Genomic DNA, 15,552 nt, shown 5'->3' on the forward strand with positions numbered 1-15,552 from the left:
GTTTTTTTCAACTTGGATTCCGGACCTCGGAGGAAACGGGACTCGTCCAAATCGCGTCGAAGATTCGGATAGGCCTTTGTGATCGCGCGTCCGCTCATAAACAGGGACGACAAAGACCTCTTTGTGTTTCGAATTTCCGTTCGAATCGCGTTCGAATTTCCGATCAGAACCTGAATTCGATTCCGAAATTGAGATAAGGAATCCGATTTTTATCCGTCTTCAGGGAAGTTTGTCCGTTCAAATACATATACTGCAATTCGGGATTCACTCCGGGAATATAAGGAATAAACGGCATCATCGCCGATTCGCCGACCGCCATCCGATTTCCGGTGACATTGACCAGTTCCAGGTAAGCGGTGATTCTACCCCATTGTGTAGGTATAAAACGGTCGAAACGAATGTCGATCTGTCTATAATCCGGAAGCCTAGCAGAACGACGCATATCGGAATAAACCGGATCATAGACGTAAAACGAACTCGGAGTATTTCCGGAACCGGAAGGCGCAGGCGGTAGCTCCGGAAACATCTCACGCAATTTATCGTTTAAATTCGTCGTTTTGGAACCCGCGACGGGAGTATATGCAAAATTCGTTAAATAAAGAAAACGAAATCCTATTCTGGCGATTTCACCGAATTTCCATCCTATCACCATATTAAAAACGTGAGTGCGGTCGAAATCGTAGAGTTCGTCCTTCGAATTTTTCCAAAGGAACTCCGAAGTTCCGTCGCTGTATACGTTGGCATAATAGTGTTTCGAGTTTTCCTGATAAACCAGATCTTTAGAGGCGTTTTTCGCCGACCAAGCGGCGTATTCCGCGTCGGTCATCTCCGGAAGATTCCGATTTCTTTTCGTGACCGATTTGGTATAAGACAACCAACCGTAAAAGCCCGATTCCGCGGGCGCTTCCTTTTTGATGAAAAGTTCTATTCCTTGTGAGAAACCGGTCATCGAGTTCGAATAATTCATGTTTTGCGACCGCAGAAGGGAAACGTTCGCGTTAGGATCCATGGCTTCTCGGACTATATCCCGATTTCTAGAATACGGGTCCCTGATAAACGGATCGGCTACGGAGAGGTTGGAAAACGTATTACGATATCCTTCTATTTTTATATTCCAATCGGCTCCGATCTTCTGGTCCAATCCGATTTCGGAATGATCCGATTCCTCCATTTTTAAACCGGGATTTCCGGTTTTGGATGAATAACGACTAACGTCGCTCGGCGCCTGCAAATGTTTTCCGTATCCTGCAAAAATTCTGGAACGGGTATAAGGAATTTCCTGACTGACCGAAATACGAGGAGAGGTTTTCCATTCCCCGGACTTATCGTAATAATCCCTTCTCAGACCCAGGTTAACGCTCGTGTTTTGAAAGCGGAAACGGTTTTCGAAAAAATATCCTATTTGCCTCGTACGGACAAGGTCTCCTTCCAAGACTGCCATCGATTCGGGCGAAGCCAAAGTCTGTAATTGTAGAAAGGAAAAACTCGGATCCGGATCGTATTTCGTAACCTTACCCTTAAAGCCCGCCTCCGTCTCCCTATATTGCCCTCCTAAAAGAATCTTCCAATTTTTTCGAGTGGGCTCGAATTCGGTGACGTTCTCTATCTGGCGCAGATCGCTCGAATAATCGTTCTGAACCGTGTGGACCCTTCGATATAAGGAAGGCGGATATCCGATTTTGGAAATATCCAAATTGATCGCATCCAGTCCGTTTTCCGTGGTCTCTTGAAAATAATTTCTCGATACGTTCCAAGTCGTTTTGAATTTTTCGTTCGGTTTCCATACGTATTGGAACGCGTCCGTTCGAAAGATACGATTGAGTCTTGCCGAATCCATATCCGCGGGTGACTTAAAAAAGGCTTGTGCGCTTTCTTTCGGATTGTATTCGCTCAATTCCTTAAACGGATATCGTTTATCCCTCGCTCCGAAAGTCTGGAACGAAACGGAATGATCTTTGCTGATATCCCAACCTATTCTGGCTTGAAAATCCTGATAATCCGCAAGAAAGGTCTCCGCAGGGATCAAACCCGGAGAACTTCCTAAGACGACGTTAGGATAATATTTTCTTCCCGACACGGAAACGTTTAAGTTTTTCGTAATATTATGGAACGTATACGCGTCCGTAAGAAAAGCGCTGAGATGAAGAGCGGTAATATTTTCGCGTTTCTCGTATCCTTCCACGTTGATGATTCCCCCGTGGCAAAACCGTATCTCGCAGAATACGAACCCGAATACAACTCCAACGAACGGATCGCGTTATTGTTGATAACCGAAGTCAAACCGTCCGCGTGAAAAGGATAACTCATCGGCATTCCGTTGAAGTAAAACTGATTCGCGCGACTTCCCGCGCCGCGCATCACCAAAAACCCGCTTTCTCCGTTGGGCTTATCGATACGTAATCTTTGGTTCGCTTTTTGTGAGTAAGTTTGAATCGAAGATTGAAAGCTGGAACCGGTGTACGTCTGATACAAAGGTGTAACACCGGGCAATGTTTGCACCGCCTTCAACGCGTCACCGAACCCTCCCGGCATACGCACCGCATCCTCCTTGCTCAAAACGTAATTCGGAAGAACCTCCTGCTTTTTTCCGACAACGTTGATTCCCGCTACGTATTTAGGACGAACGACAAATTGCATTTCTTGTATTTCGGAATCGATTCGAATCGAACGTTGTTCCATCGCACCGCTTCTTAAGGTAATCAGAATATCGTATTCTCCTTTTCCCGAATCGGAAAGATCCACAAACACTTCCGGCTTCCCTACAAACGGTAAGATTCGGGAAAGACCGTTTCCTCGGATCCATACCTCTGTGGGTGGATCGGAATGGGCGTCCGTGTTGACCTTGATACGAAGCGCAGTCTTCGCATGAACCGTTTGCGCCCAAACGAAAGAAACGAGAACCGAAAAAAGAAGAAACAGTTTTCGTGGCGGAGAATTTCGGACGCAAAGTTCTATAGGATTTAGGATGAACATGGCCCCTAGGACCAGAAAGGTTCCGTTTCCGATCCGCATCCGGATCTTTCGTTTGGTTCAAAATATAATTCGGCATCGTTTAGAATTCTAATTTTCGATCCAAACGAAGGAATCCTCAAAAAGAGGGACCGAATTTTTCGGACAGACACATTCCAAATTTTTTATATTAAAATAATATAGTATACGAAATTAAAAAAATAAAACCAGGAATATACGAACAGAAAATCCGGACTCTTCTTTCCGAAAAAACGAAACATCCGCTAGGCAAAAACGAAAACGGACAAACGACCTCCGCCCCATCGGAATCGAATTTTAAGATAGATCCGACTTCCGAAACATACCTACATATGCTAGGCATTCCATAAAAATCCATTGTAACATTATATATTTTGAATATTTTTAAAAAGAATATTACCGCCGCTCCTCCGTCAAACCGAGCCGATAAATTTCCAACGGAGCCCCACCCCCGGACGCAATTTTCATCGATACGAACGGAATGCTGGATCGCGCTCGATGTTTTTTGACCGATTCGTTTTTAGAATCGTTTCAGAAGCGGATATTTTTCAAAGGAATCGAGCGGTATACGAAGGATCGAGTTTGAATGACTTGTATAGGAAGACCGCCGGAAGTCGTTCCATGAATACGGCATTCATACGTTCGAAGTATATCGAAACTCGCAAACGATGATGGGCACTCAATTCACCGAGCTTTTTCCATACTTTTTTCGATGAGAAGTGCGCAGAATTCGGTATCGATGGTTGCGCGATTTATTTCTGGATTTTCGTTTGCTTTCGTTTTTTGCGAATATAAATCCATTAGTTCTTGAACCTGGGATTCTTGCAGCGGAAACGCAAGCGGCCTCCATTTGTTCTTCAATTTTTCGGGGCATATTAGGTAGGTTTCTCCGGCTTTAAAGAACACATCCCTGCGAACGGGCCAAAAAACGTAACCCGAATTTGTCAAATGACCGAACTTGATCCTTCGAGTTCCGGATTCGACGAAAAAATCATTCAACTCATTGAAGTATGAAGTCGGGATAAAATCGATTTCACTTACATACATATAAGCATGGAGTAATAGACGCGCCCTGCGAATTGGCGGAGGTTGAAGTCCGAAAGCGTTCCACTCAGGCGGAACGGAATCAGAGGAATTTTTTATTTTTCTGTACTGCTCCGCGCAAAATTCTTCATCGTCAAACTCTTTAAAATCAAGCTCTCCGCTTGGAAGAATCGAGAAGGCTTTATTCACGTCCTCCGAAGGGACCCGAACAAAAAACGGCGACTTACTCTTAAAACGATACTTGTTTCTTTCGGCTTCCTTTTCGACGCCGTAACAGATTATATAGGATTCTCCCGAAAGCATATCGAATCTTACTCGCGCAGAATTCTTTACAAGACCGTTCAAAAAATATTTCCAAGGAGTAAAGTCGCCCGAGACTTCTAATTCATGTTCCCCGGGAGTAAGTTTGAGATATTGTTTTTTAACGGAGAAGTCGTGAGAATCGACTCTATCAATGACCGAATTTTTCATCATACGAACACGAGCGTAATTCGAGTCCTTCTTAGACAGATCATAAACGTTTGCCGACATACAAGCCATCAACGGTATAACAAGAATCTGTATAATTATTAAAAACGTCGTTTTTCGAACGAATGGTAGGAATGATTTCACTGCGTTTGCCCCGGATTTGAATCCGTTAAATTCGCTTGTAAGTAGCTTTCGATTTCCGGTCCGTTCATTTCGTACACCAATCCTTGCGGAGAATCCCAAAAAAGACAATCGCCGCTCGCGTTGCAATCAGCGGGATTGTTGGATATCCAAATACTCGAAATCGTCGAAAACGAATGATCGAATTTCTTCTCCTTTATAAAATTTAGATTTCTATCATAAATTTTGATTATCGTGTTAGCTTCATAAACGCCGACCGCCGGAAAAAAACCCAATGTAAAAAAAGAAATAGTGTGCGTTAAGTAAGACAGCGCCTTATATGCGAAGTTTCGATATTCGGTGGAACGAGGAAGATGAATACCTACGACTATATAATCGACCGGAACGTCTTTCAGTTTATAGGTGAATACTTTCTCTTCTTTTTTCTCCAATTTAAAGAGGGTCAAAATTTCCGGAAAACCGGAAGGACCTACGATTCTTAAATAATCGATTACGAAGTTTTCACATTTTTTTTCGTCCACGTCGTTCCGAAATTGTTCTTCATCAAAATCTCGCGTATATTTACCCAATCGAAAATTTGGGATCGTACGTGAAGTGTAATCGATAATCGTATCACGGCCGTTTCTTTTATAGGTGTAAAACCCCAAATATGCAATCCTTCGCGGGCTTTGAATCCTACCTAAAGTTTGATGTTCGTTGCCACGGAAGTAATACGTAGAACATTCAAATATTGCGAATGTACTCAAGAATAATAGCAGGTTAGTAATTTTCTTTATTCTAAAAAATCTTTCATTCATAAACATATCCGATTGTTGTCTACATAGACATCAAATATGGAAAGGGTTCGACGGTAAAAAAAATCCATGCCCCCCTTACGGAGAAACATGGAACTTTCTAATGGTTGTAACGGTTGCGTTTACTGTTTCAATTCCGGAGCCAATTCCGTAAGCGGAACCTTGTCTTTCGGAAGAGACGCGTAATCCGGAAACTCATATCCGTTCGGATAGTGTTCGTGATCTTCCGGATTGTAAAAGTGTACGTAATCTTTTTGATATCCCCAAGAGAAAACCGATTTCGACGGATCCTGACCAACCACCAAACAACGAGGATTGATCCAGCCTTCGGTTTTTTCGGTTTTTACGCGCACGAAAAGTTTCGGATTCGCTTCATGATTTCTGTAATCGTAAACTCTTACTACCGAACCCGGAGCGATCCTTTCTTTTACCGCAGAAGTCGCATCCGCTTCCGAAAAAATCGGAACGGTCGGGTTCAGGGAAGGATTCACCAAAGAGGGATCGCAGTTTTTATGATCGGTGACCTGCGCCAGTTTGGAACAAGCTCCTAAAAATAGCGAAGCCGCGGTCAACAGAACGACGAGTGTGATATTTCTTTTCATTCTTCTTCCTCTCATTGGTGATGATGTAGGGCTTGATCCAATCTCGGATCTCCGACCGGAATCAGAGGAGCGGATTCATATCTTTTTAACACTACGAAACCGAACAGACCGATAAACCCGATCACGGCTCCGAAAGTTAAAATCAATCCCGACAAGTGGAAATGTTCGAAATTAGCGGGGAATACCAGCCAGTAAATTTCGATCACTTGTGTAAACACGATCCACAGCGCGATCTTTACGAGAACGTTGATGTCCCGTTTGTTCGGACGATTGAGCAACAATAGAAACGGAAGAATGAACTTGATAAACGGAAGTGCAAACGTGAGGACTTCCCAACCGCCGGTCAATCTCTGCTCGTAGAAAAAAGTTTCTTCCGGAATGTTCGCATACCAGATCAACATAAACTGGGAAAATCCCACGTAAGCCCAGAACGTGCAAAATCCGAGCATAAACTTTCCGATATCATGGATATGGTTTTCGTTCACAAGATTTCCTAGATATCCTTTCTTTTTGAGAAAGTAGATCATGATCACCAAACTGGACAAACCAGTTTGATACGCTCCGGCGAAACAATACACTCCGAACATGGTCGAAAACCAGTGCGGGGTCAAAGACATGATCAAATCGAAGGATGCAAGCGAGAACGAAAGCGCGAAAAATACGAGAAAGCCCCCCGCCAAACGCGCGTTAAACTGCGTATGAGCCACTTCCTTATCCTGATCTTGTTTGGTGGAACGTTTGTGGAATAACCATCCGAATACGGACCAAGCCGCTCCGAAAAGAATCATCCGCGCCACGAAAAACGGAGTGTTCAACAAAGGTTTTTTGTGCTGAAGAAGGTGATCGTTTGCGACCACTTCCGCGTGACTCCACTCATACAAGTCGTGAATTCCCACAGTGGTGATCAAAAGTAAAACTCCGACCACCGGAAGAAACAATCCGTATCCTTCGGCGATTCTTCTTACCGTAACGGACCAATGAGATCCGGTGATATGACTCACCGCGGTAAAGAAAACTCCCGCGAGGGAAATTCCCGTAATAAAAAAGGTTCCGATCAAAAACGCGGACCAAGCAGGATTGGAATGTCCTCCCTCGTGTCTCGGTGGCGTATGAGAAAGGGTAAAATACCCGATGAGTAAACTTAAGATCCCGATCCCGATCATCCCGAAAAGGGCACTGCGGGTTTTGGAATCGAGTTTAAAATTAATCAGATTTTGTTCGACTTTGACTTCCATGATTCTTAATTCCTAGCCACGTCTTTTTTTGTTCTGTTCTCGTATTCCTGGAGCTTTCTCACGTAGAGAACGATCTTCCAGCGATCTTCGGGAGAAATTTGAGAAGCGTAACTTTTCATCCTTCCCCATCCCGCCGTGATCACGTGATAAATCTGTCCGTCGGAATATCCTTGGATCTTAGGAGAAATCACCGCCGGAACCGGAAATCCGATTCTCGGAGCGGGTCCTACGATGGTTCCGTTTCCCGCCCCTCTTACACCGTGGCAAGGAGAACAATATGTCTGATACTTTGCCTCTCCTTTTTGGAGGTTGGCTAAGTCGCTTTTATATGTGTTGTTTAGTCCTTTGTTGGGCAATTGGGTTACATCCAATCCGAGATATTCGTAAGGATAATATCCGACCGGAACCGCTCCTTTCGGAGGAATTCTGGACGCCGCACCGTCGCGTGCGATCGGATCCGCTTCTTGTGCCTCTCTCGCAGGAGAATCCGCCATATCCGGAAAATACTCCAAAGGAGGAGTTTTGGACTCGCAGTTCCAGAAAAGAACGGCGGCCAAAAGGAAAATTTGAGATTTACAGCGAGTTTTTAAGCCTACGTTTTCTATAACCGAAAAACCCAAAGCTGCAAGGTTCTGTCCCGCGAGGGACAGGTTCTTATAATATTTCATTTTTGTCCCTGCTCCTATTTCACTACCTCGACGTTTTTTCCGCCGAGTCCCTTGATGAAATTCACGACCTCGTCTTCCTTATACCCCTTGGAAGAGGAAGGGATCCAAAGCGCGAATTTGTCAGTGGTGATATCCGGATGAAGAACCTTACGATTCAACTTCGGAAGTCTCGTTAAGAAGAACATCGCCGCTGCGGTTCCCACACCGGCCATAAACACGGTGAATTCGAACGTGATCGGAATGTATGCAAACCAGGCGTTCAGATTTTTACCGGAGATGTTGATCGGCCAATCGAACTTGTGAGTGAGATACTGCATTCCGAAACCGACGGTGCATCCGAAAAGTCCCATGAAAAAAGTGACCCAAGGAAGACCGGAACGGGGAACTCCCATCGCGTCATCCAATCCGTGAACCGGATACGGAGTGAAACAGTCGAAGTTCGTATAATTCTTTTCTTTGGTCTTTGCCGCCGCGGCAATGATTTCTGCGGGGGAATCGAAAAGTCCGAATACTCCGGAGTTCGTTTCTTCGAACGTATGAAATTGTTCTTTATGAGGTCTATACATCAGTGATGTCCTCCGTCTTTGTGAGGCATAACGGTTTTAACTTCCGCAACCGCGATGACAGGCATGATTCTGCAGAACAACAGGAACAACGTGAAGAAGATTCCGAAGGTTCCGATGAGCATCATGAAGTCGTAAACGGTCGGGATATACATATCCCAGCTGGAAGGAAGGAAGTCCGCGTGAGTCGTCATAACGATCACGTATCTTTCGAACCACATCCCTATGTTTACGATGATGGAAATCACGAACATAACCGGAATGCTGGTTCTGAGTTTTTTCCACCAGAAAACCTGTGGAGAAAAAACGTTACAGCTGAACATGATGAAGTAAGCCCAACCGTAAGGACCGAAGGCTCTGTTTACGAAAGTAAACCCTTCGTATTCGTTACCGGAATACCAAGCCATGAAGAACTCGGTGGAGTAAGCGAGACCTACGATCAAACCGGTCACCATGATGACCTTGTTCATGTTTTCCAAGTGTTTCATGGTGATATAATCTTTCAGATTGAACACTTCTCTCGCGATCACCATCAGAGTTACGACCATTGCGAACCCGGAGAAAATCGCCCCTGCCACGAAGTATGGAGGGAAGATCGTCGTGTGCCATCCTGGAAGAATGGAAACCGCGAAGTCGAAGGATACGATCGTGTGAACCGAAAGAACGAGTGGAGTGGAAAGAGCCGCGAGAATCATCGCCACCATTTCGAGGTGGGACCACGCTTTGTTGGAACCGACCCAACCCAGAGCGAGAGCGTCGTAGATCTTACGTTTCATTTCTCCTTGGGAACGGTCTCTTACCGCCGCGATATCCGGAATCAAACCGATATACCAGAACACGAGAGAAATCGTTAAGTAAGTCGAAACCGCGAACGTATCCCAAATCAGAGGAGAACGGAAGTTGACCCAAAGAGGTCCTCGTTCGTTCGGATAAGGGAACAACCAAAATCCCACCCAAGGTCTTCCGATGTGGATGATCAGGTTGGAAGCGGCGGTTAATACGGCGAAGATGGTCATCGCTTCTGCGGCGCGGTTGATCCCGGTTCTCCATTCTTGGCGGAACAGATAAAGAACGGCCGAGATCAGGGTTCCGGCGTGGCCGATCCCGATCCAGAATACGAAGTTTACGATGAAAAATCCCCAAGCCACGGGATTGTTGATCCCGAGGATGTAGAGACCTTCCCACATAAGATATCCGATGATACCTAAGTCGATGACTGTAATGGTAAGAACCAGAAGAAAAGCCTTCCACCACAAAGAAGTGGGGAACGCTTCAACCGGTCTTAAGATATCCTCTGTAACGTCCCGAACCGACTTACCGCCGGTTACGAGAGGCTGGATATCCAGGGCTTCTTTGACTGCGTTGGACATTGACATAGCTTTTTACGTTACTCCATTAAATTGAGCTTCTGACCCGGGTCAGGTACGCAACCTGAGGACCGACATTCAGATATTCGAGGACACGATACGATCTCGGACCGGAGGAAAGTTTCGCTACTTCGGAAGTTTTATCGTTCGTATTTCCGAAGCTGATCGCATCCGCGGCACAACTTTGTTGGCAAGCGGTTTTGACTTCTCCGTCCTTCAGAACGCGACCTTCGTTTTTCGCGGCGATCTTCGCTTCCGCGATTTTGTGAGAACAGAAGTTACATTTTTCCATCACACCGCGACCGCGAACCGCAACCTCGGGATTGAGTCCGAGATAACGAGGCGCTTTTGAACCTTCCGCTCCGTTGTACCAGTGTTGCATCCAGTTAAAACGTCTGACTTTGTAAGGACAGTTGTTCGAACAATAACGGGTTCCCACACAACGGTTGTAAACCATGTCGTTGATCCCTTCGGAACTGTGAACGGTAGCCAAAACCGGACAAACCGTCTCACAAGGAGCGTTGTCGCAATGTTGACAAAGCATCGGTTGGTGCGCCACTTGAAGCGTTTCCGGTTCGTCGGGATTTCCGATGTAATAACGGTCGATTCGGAGCCAGTGCATCTCCCGTCCCACACGAACCTCGTCCCGTCCTACGACCGGAACGTTATTTTCCACTTGGCAAGCGATCACACAGGATCCGCAACCGGTGCAAGCGGAAAGGTCGATGCTCATTCCCCATTTGTAACCGGGATACGGATACGTAGGGTTGGCGCCGACCGCATCCACAAGTTTTCCGTCCTTGAGAATTTTAGGAATTTCGGAAGGAGCCTTGCCTGCTGCGGGATTTTTACGATATTCTTCGATGGAAGCGGATTGAACCAGCGGACGATCCGGGTAATTGAAACCGGGGGACAACATATGGTGGTGTTGTGTGGTCGCCAGTTTGTATTTTTTTCCCGTCTTTTCGAGCGAGGTCACCGCGATACCGGAATAAACTCCGCCTTCGGAAAGAACATACGCGTTTTTACCGACTCCGGTTCCTACCGCACCCGCGGAAGTTCTTCCGTAACCCACTGCGATTCCGATCGAATCCTTGTGCATTCCGGGTTGGATCTGCGCGGGAAGTTCGATGGATTGATTTCCTGTTTTCAAAATCAAAACGTCGTTGGAAGAAATTCCCTTTTCTTTAGCCAAAGCAGGGGAAAGGAGAATACAATTGTCCCAAGTCAGTTTTGTGACCGGATCCGGAAGTTCTTGTAGTTGTGCGTTATTCGCCGCTCTACCGTCTCCGATCGCGGTGGTTTCATACAACGCGAGTTTGAGTCCCGGAGTGGAAGCGCCGATTTTTTTCAACGCGGAACGGTTGAAGTTCCGGGAAGGGCCCGTCGTCTTTTTACGCTCGGAAGCTCGGACGGTAGTTCCTACGCGGAGTAGTTCCTCCCACTTTTGTTTGGAGCCGAGTTTTTTGACCCAGGAGTTTTTTACGTATTCGTAAAAACTCGTTTCTCCTCCGAGAGAGCCGCCCGCAAACGCGATCAAACTATCTTCGAACGAACGGGAGTTGAACAAAGGACGGATCGCAGGTTGTTGGATCGAGAAAATTCCTTTTGTAACTTCCGCGTCTCCCCAGGACTCGAGGAAGTGCGTCGTCGTCGCAAGAACGTTAGACGCAAGCGCGGTCTCGTCCGGACGATCACTCAAAGAAACCACGAGGGCGGCTTGGTGCAGAAGATTCTTCCACTCCTCGCCCGCTTGGTAAACCAGGTTTACGTCGTTTACAAACAGAACCCCTACTTTCGTAGTTTTCAGTTCCGCGGCTAAAGATTTAAGATTTCCCGAATAATCCGCAGCGCCTTCTTTTTTCGGGTTGGAATGATCCACGGTTTTACCGTCGTTTTCCAAAACGCTGTTGAGAAGGTTTACGAGAATCTGAAGATCCACCGCATCCTTGGTCGTCGCAGCCAAACTTCCGGCAACCACGAGGGATTTGCCTTTGTTGGACCAAAGCGCCTTAGCGGTTTTACGGATGTTTTCTTCGCTCACTCCGAGTTCGGAGGAAAGACTTGCAACTGTGGCTCCATTTAACGCGTCTTTGGTGTTGGCTCCGAGTTCACCGAGAGCGGCCGCGATCGCAAGTGCGAGTTTGGTTTGATCGCCGGGGCGAATCGGAAGACGCAATTCCGCGTTGGAACCGGACATGGTCGGAACGGATTCCGCGGCGATGTAAAGGTTTACGTCTTGCGCTCCATTGCGAAGATTTCTTCTTTTAGAAAAATCCTTTTGGTGTTCTTCGCCGGAAAGCCAATTGCCCATAAAGTCGCAATCGATGGAAAGAATTACGTTTGCGAGATCGAAGTGATAATTAGGAACCAACGCCTTTCCGTAAGAAGCGGCTTGTCCCTTGGAAACGATTTCTTCGGCCGAAGTCAGGGAAATCTCGTAGTGTTTTCCTCCGCCGACCGTTCTTAAAAAATCGCCTATGACGGATTTGGTGGAAGGAGAATCCAAAGGTTTCGTAACTACGACCGTCTTTCCTTTGTTAGCCGCTAACGCCGCTTTGACTTTTGCATCGACCGCGGACCAATCGGAGTTAACCGGAATTCCGCCTTCGATCAGCGCCGGGTTTTGGGAACGATCCGGATCGTAAAGATCGAAAATGGAAGCCTGACCTGCCGCGCCGAGCGCTCCTTGGGAAACTGGATGCTCCGGATTTCCTTCGAGTTTCAAAGGACGACCGTCTCTCGCTTTTACGAGAATCCCGGTTCCCGCATAAACGGAGGCGTAGTAGTAGGAATGTCCGTGTTTCACGAAATCGTATTGGGCGTTTTCGTCGGTTTTATTTAAGTCCACATACGGAACGATTTTTTCTACGGGTTTGCGGATACAGTTGAGAGAAGTCATCGCGACTCCCGCACCCATCAGTTTTAGAAAGGACTTACGATCGAATTCTCCCGATTTGATTCTCGCGATGAGAGGATCCGGAGAAGTGAAGAATTCCGCTTTCTGCATTTCTTTGACTTCTTCGTCTTTGTCGCGAAGATCGTAGGAAATCCAGTGAGCTTTCTTTTCTTTTTGGAAATTTTTTTGATCCATATTCAGTATTACTCCCGGTTATCTGTGGCAGGTCGAACAGTCGGTCGGTGCGTTGTTCTCTCTATGACAATCCACGCAGTATCCCATGTTTAAGGATGCGACTTGTTTTACTTTTACCATCTCCGCTACGTTGCCGTGGCACTGAGAACAATCCACTCCTCTCGAAATGTGACGAGAGTGATTGAATTGAACGTGATCCGGCATATCGTGAACCTTGATCCATTCGAGCGGCTTATTTTCGTTGTACGAAGCGGCGAGTTTTTTGATCAAAGGTTTGGAGGTTGCTACGAGAGAGTGGCAGTTCATGCAAGTGGAGGTGGAGGGGACTGTGGCGTGTGCTGAGGTTTCTACCCCGGTATGACAGTACTTACAGTCTATCTTATTGTCTCCGGCATGTATCTTGTGATTAAAGGGTATAGGCTGATCGGGCGCATACCCAACATACTTGGAGGGAGAGAAAATCAGATACGCTACGGCCGCGATGGCAATGAGCGGTACCGAAAGTTTCAGTGCTCTGTTATTCATTCGTATGAAGTCCCTATGAATCCAATATTGGTATTGGAAACAGGATTTTTGGTTATGTGAAAAATTGCAAGTAAACGAAGAATTGAGGGCTTCCGTTTGTGTTTATTTTGAATTCTATTTGAGATCAAGTATCAATTAAAAAATTTGTAGGAACTCGAACGGAAGTTTCCCGAATTCGGAAAAAAAAATCCGAAACCAAAAAAAGATCGCACCGAAAAAGAACCGTTTTTTCGGGAAAAGGAAGAATTCGGAACGGAGATTTTCGCAACCGAACCCGTCTAAGGAGACTTTGAATCGATGAAACAAAAGAAGAGCGTCTTGTTCGGAAAAATTCTTCCCCCCGTTTGGCTCTTTTTTGCGTCGCTCCTACCGCGAACACCGCTCCAGGCACAAGAACTCTCTCTCAAACTCGTCAGCTTTAACGCGATGTTTTTGTATGATGAAATCGGAGACGAAACTGCGTTTCCTCGCGGAAGAATTCCTAGAAAAGAAATCGATTTCGAACGGATACGAACGCATCTGCAAAGGATCGATCCGGATTGGATCGCCCTACAGGAAGTAGAAAACGAAAACGCCGTGCGAAAAATCCTTCCCAACTCGTACGATTGTGCGGTCACACGCACACGCGGCTACGATCAAGAGATCGGAGTCTGTTGGAAGAAAAAGTTTCGGCCCGTTTTCATCTCGGAACGTTCCGAAATCGCCGTGTTCCCGGGCGCGAGAAAGGGCCTCGAAATAGAGTTTGTCGTAGGAAATCGACGGATTTCCGTCTTGAATATACACCTAAAAGCCGGATCCGACGAACGATCCATACGTATTCGAAAGGAACAACTCCGGGCTCTCAACCGGATTCTGCGCGAAAAACGGAATTTTTTTCTATTAGGAGATTTTAATATTGCTCTGGCAAAGGATTCCGCATCTTGGAAATTACTTTCGGAAGGTGTCGCGTTAAAAAATCCGGGACGTTTCACGAAACCAAACTGCTGGGGACACAAACGGCGGATCGATTTCATTCTTACCGACCTGCCCGTTGCGAAAAATGCGCTCGAATCGGTGCCGTTCCCCGAAGACGACGGCGACTTCGACGGCGATCCTCTTTCGGAAAAAACCCTTTCCGACCATTGCCCCATCGTTTTGAACTATCAAATCCAAGGCGAATAACGCACATCACCGAAATTTTCCGATGAGAAAGCCATCGTCCCGTCCGTACATCGGACCACAAAGATCGTCGCGAACGATTTTATATGAGTCATTCATAATAGATGAATCCACTTATAACTTAGGTTTCGAAATTCATCCCGTAAATGAAAATCCCCGAAACGTTTTCGGTTTTTCGAAGTATGAAAAAGATCACAATCTACACACTCTCCCTTTTACTCTTTGTATTCGCTCTCTCCTGTTCGGACCGTAAGGATTCGAACGAGTCCGACCTTTTTACGCTTCTACTTCTGAATCCGAGCGGCTCCCTTTTTTCGCCGGGATACAAGGTCGTGTTCGTCACCGAAGACGCTCACGACGGAAACTTCGGCGGCATCTCCGGAGCCGACGCGTTTTGTAACGTTCAAAAACCAGCAAACGCTCCGATCGGATCGACGTTTAAGGCATTGTTGGTTTCGGAACACGGAGGGCCGGGAAATACGAGACTTGCTTCCAGAAACACGGATGCCGACTTCAACGGATTAGGCGACGGTCAAGTGGATTGGGTCCTCGCTGCGGATACGGAATACAGAAGGATGGACGGAACCACGGTGGTGTTTAAAAGCAATTCGAAACGTCTTTTCGACTTTAACCCGTTTAACGAATTCCAGAATTCGTTTACGAACGTCAACGGACTCGAAATCTGGACCGGGCTCAATCCGGATTGGAGCGTCACCAATTCCTGCGCGGATTGGATTTCCAACAACGGAGCGGGAGGGGATACCGGTGAGATAGGATTCCCCGACGGGAAGGACATTTCCTCCATTCACGTAGGAGGCAAAAACTGCGACGAAACGGCCCGACTTCTCTGTGTCCAGCAGTAAACGTTTTTTGAATATTCGTATATAAAAATATACGCAAATTCT

Annotated in this window: 11 protein-coding genes and 1 pseudogene; 2 read left to right on the top strand and 10 right to left on the bottom strand. The window is 46.4% G+C overall.

Going from position 1 to position 15,552, the window contains the following annotated elements; translation table 11 throughout:
* Positions 1-163: 163 nt before the first annotated feature.
* The 10 genes and pseudogenes from EHQ17_RS13500 to EHQ17_RS13545 all read right to left on the bottom strand — a co-directional run bounded on the left by EHQ17_RS13500 (position 164) and on the right by EHQ17_RS13545 (position 13,489).
* Positions 164-2,973, bottom strand: a pseudogene (locus EHQ17_RS13500) (TonB-dependent receptor plug domain-containing protein).
* Between the two features lie 699 nt (positions 2,974-3,672).
* Positions 3,673-4,506: a hypothetical protein gene (locus tag EHQ17_RS13505; protein ID WP_135736197.1), complete on the bottom strand. Its 834-nt coding sequence runs from the start codon at positions 4,504-4,506 to the stop codon at positions 3,673-3,675.
* Between the two features lie 134 nt (positions 4,507-4,640).
* Positions 4,641-5,444, bottom strand: a complete 804-nt coding sequence (locus EHQ17_RS20430) for an Lp29 family lipoprotein (protein WP_425460712.1) — start codon at positions 5,442-5,444, stop codon at positions 4,641-4,643.
* Positions 5,445-5,557: 113 nt separating this feature from the next.
* On the bottom strand, positions 5,558-6,037 hold the full coding sequence (lsa16, locus tag EHQ17_RS13515) for an E-cadherin-binding lipoprotein adhesin Lsa16 (RefSeq protein WP_135592191.1): 480 nt from the start codon (positions 6,035-6,037) through the stop codon (positions 5,558-5,560).
* Between the two features lie 11 nt (positions 6,038-6,048).
* The gene (locus EHQ17_RS13520; protein WP_135592193.1) at positions 6,049-7,272 is read right to left on the bottom strand and encodes a hypothetical protein; all 1,224 of its coding nucleotides are present in this window, start codon (positions 7,270-7,272) and stop codon (positions 6,049-6,051) included.
* Positions 7,273-7,277: 5 nt separating this feature from the next.
* The gene (locus tag EHQ17_RS13525; RefSeq protein WP_246057548.1) at positions 7,278-7,940 is read right to left on the bottom strand and encodes a c-type cytochrome; all 663 of its coding nucleotides are present in this window, start codon (positions 7,938-7,940) and stop codon (positions 7,278-7,280) included.
* Positions 7,941-7,954: 14 nt separating this feature from the next.
* Positions 7,955-8,506, bottom strand: a complete 552-nt coding sequence (locus tag EHQ17_RS13530) for a DUF3341 domain-containing protein (protein ID WP_135592195.1) — start codon at positions 8,504-8,506, stop codon at positions 7,955-7,957.
* On the bottom strand, positions 8,506-9,873 hold the full coding sequence (gene nrfD / locus EHQ17_RS13535) for an NrfD/PsrC family molybdoenzyme membrane anchor subunit (RefSeq protein WP_135592283.1): 1,368 nt from the start codon (positions 9,871-9,873) through the stop codon (positions 8,506-8,508). The genes EHQ17_RS13530 and nrfD overlap by 1 nt, the downstream gene beginning before the upstream one ends.
* Before the next feature lie 25 nt (positions 9,874-9,898).
* Positions 9,899-12,964 (bottom strand): TAT-variant-translocated molybdopterin oxidoreductase, encoded by a 3,066-nt coding sequence (locus EHQ17_RS13540; RefSeq protein ID WP_135592197.1) that lies wholly within the window; start codon positions 12,962-12,964, stop codon positions 9,899-9,901.
* Between the two features lie 18 nt (positions 12,965-12,982).
* Positions 12,983-13,489: a cytochrome c3 family protein gene (locus EHQ17_RS13545; protein ID WP_100747902.1), complete on the bottom strand. Its 507-nt coding sequence runs from the start codon at positions 13,487-13,489 to the stop codon at positions 12,983-12,985.
* 297 nt (positions 13,490-13,786) lie between these two features.
* On the opposite strand from EHQ17_RS13545, the gene EHQ17_RS13555 reads away from it, so the two are divergent.
* Both EHQ17_RS13555 and EHQ17_RS13560 read left to right on the top strand, forming a co-directional pair.
* Positions 13,787-14,650 (top strand): endonuclease/exonuclease/phosphatase family protein, encoded by an 864-nt coding sequence (locus EHQ17_RS13555; RefSeq protein ID WP_135592199.1) that lies wholly within the window; start codon positions 13,787-13,789, stop codon positions 14,648-14,650.
* Between the two features lie 179 nt (positions 14,651-14,829).
* Positions 14,830-15,510 carry a DUF1554 domain-containing protein gene (locus EHQ17_RS13560; protein ID WP_167881221.1) on the top strand — a complete coding sequence of 227 codons (681 nt, stop codon included), beginning with the start codon at positions 14,830-14,832 and terminating at the stop codon, positions 15,508-15,510.
* Positions 15,511-15,552: the final 42 nt, after the last annotated feature.

Source organism: Leptospira gomenensis (assembly GCF_004770155.1).
GTDB classification, from domain to species: Bacteria; Spirochaetota; Leptospiria; order Leptospirales; family Leptospiraceae; genus Leptospira; species Leptospira gomenensis.

Bases quoted from the DNA above. Each gene is read 5' to 3' on its own strand.
- EHQ17_RS13505 (WP_135736197.1), bottom strand. From the start codon at position 4,506: ATGATGAAAAATTCGGTCATTGATAGAGTCGATTCTCACGACTTCTCC.
- EHQ17_RS20430 (WP_425460712.1), bottom strand. From the start codon at position 5,444: ATGTTTATGAATGAAAGATTTTTTAGAATAAAGAAAATTACTAACCTG.
- lsa16 (WP_135592191.1), bottom strand. From the start codon at position 6,037: ATGAAAAGAAATATCACACTCGTCGTTCTGTTGACCGCGGCTTCGCTA.
- EHQ17_RS13520 (WP_135592193.1), bottom strand. From the start codon at position 7,272: ATGGAAGTCAAAGTCGAACAAAATCTGATTAATTTTAAACTCGATTCC.
- EHQ17_RS13525 (WP_246057548.1), bottom strand. From the start codon at position 7,940: ATGAAATATTATAAGAACCTGTCCCTCGCGGGACAGAACCTTGCAGCT.
- EHQ17_RS13530 (WP_135592195.1), bottom strand. From the start codon at position 8,506: ATGTATAGACCTCATAAAGAACAATTTCATACGTTCGAAGAAACGAAC.
- nrfD (WP_135592283.1), bottom strand. From the start codon at position 9,873: ATGTCCAACGCAGTCAAAGAAGCCCTGGATATCCAGCCTCTCGTAACC.
- EHQ17_RS13540 (WP_135592197.1), bottom strand. From the start codon at position 12,964: ATGGATCAAAAAAATTTCCAAAAAGAAAAGAAAGCTCACTGGATTTCC.
- EHQ17_RS13545 (WP_100747902.1), bottom strand. From the start codon at position 13,489: ATGAATAACAGAGCACTGAAACTTTCGGTACCGCTCATTGCCATCGCG.
- EHQ17_RS13555 (WP_135592199.1), top strand. From the start codon at position 13,787: ATGAAACAAAAGAAGAGCGTCTTGTTCGGAAAAATTCTTCCCCCCGTT.
- EHQ17_RS13560 (WP_167881221.1), top strand. From the start codon at position 14,830: ATGAAAAAGATCACAATCTACACACTCTCCCTTTTACTCTTTGTATTC.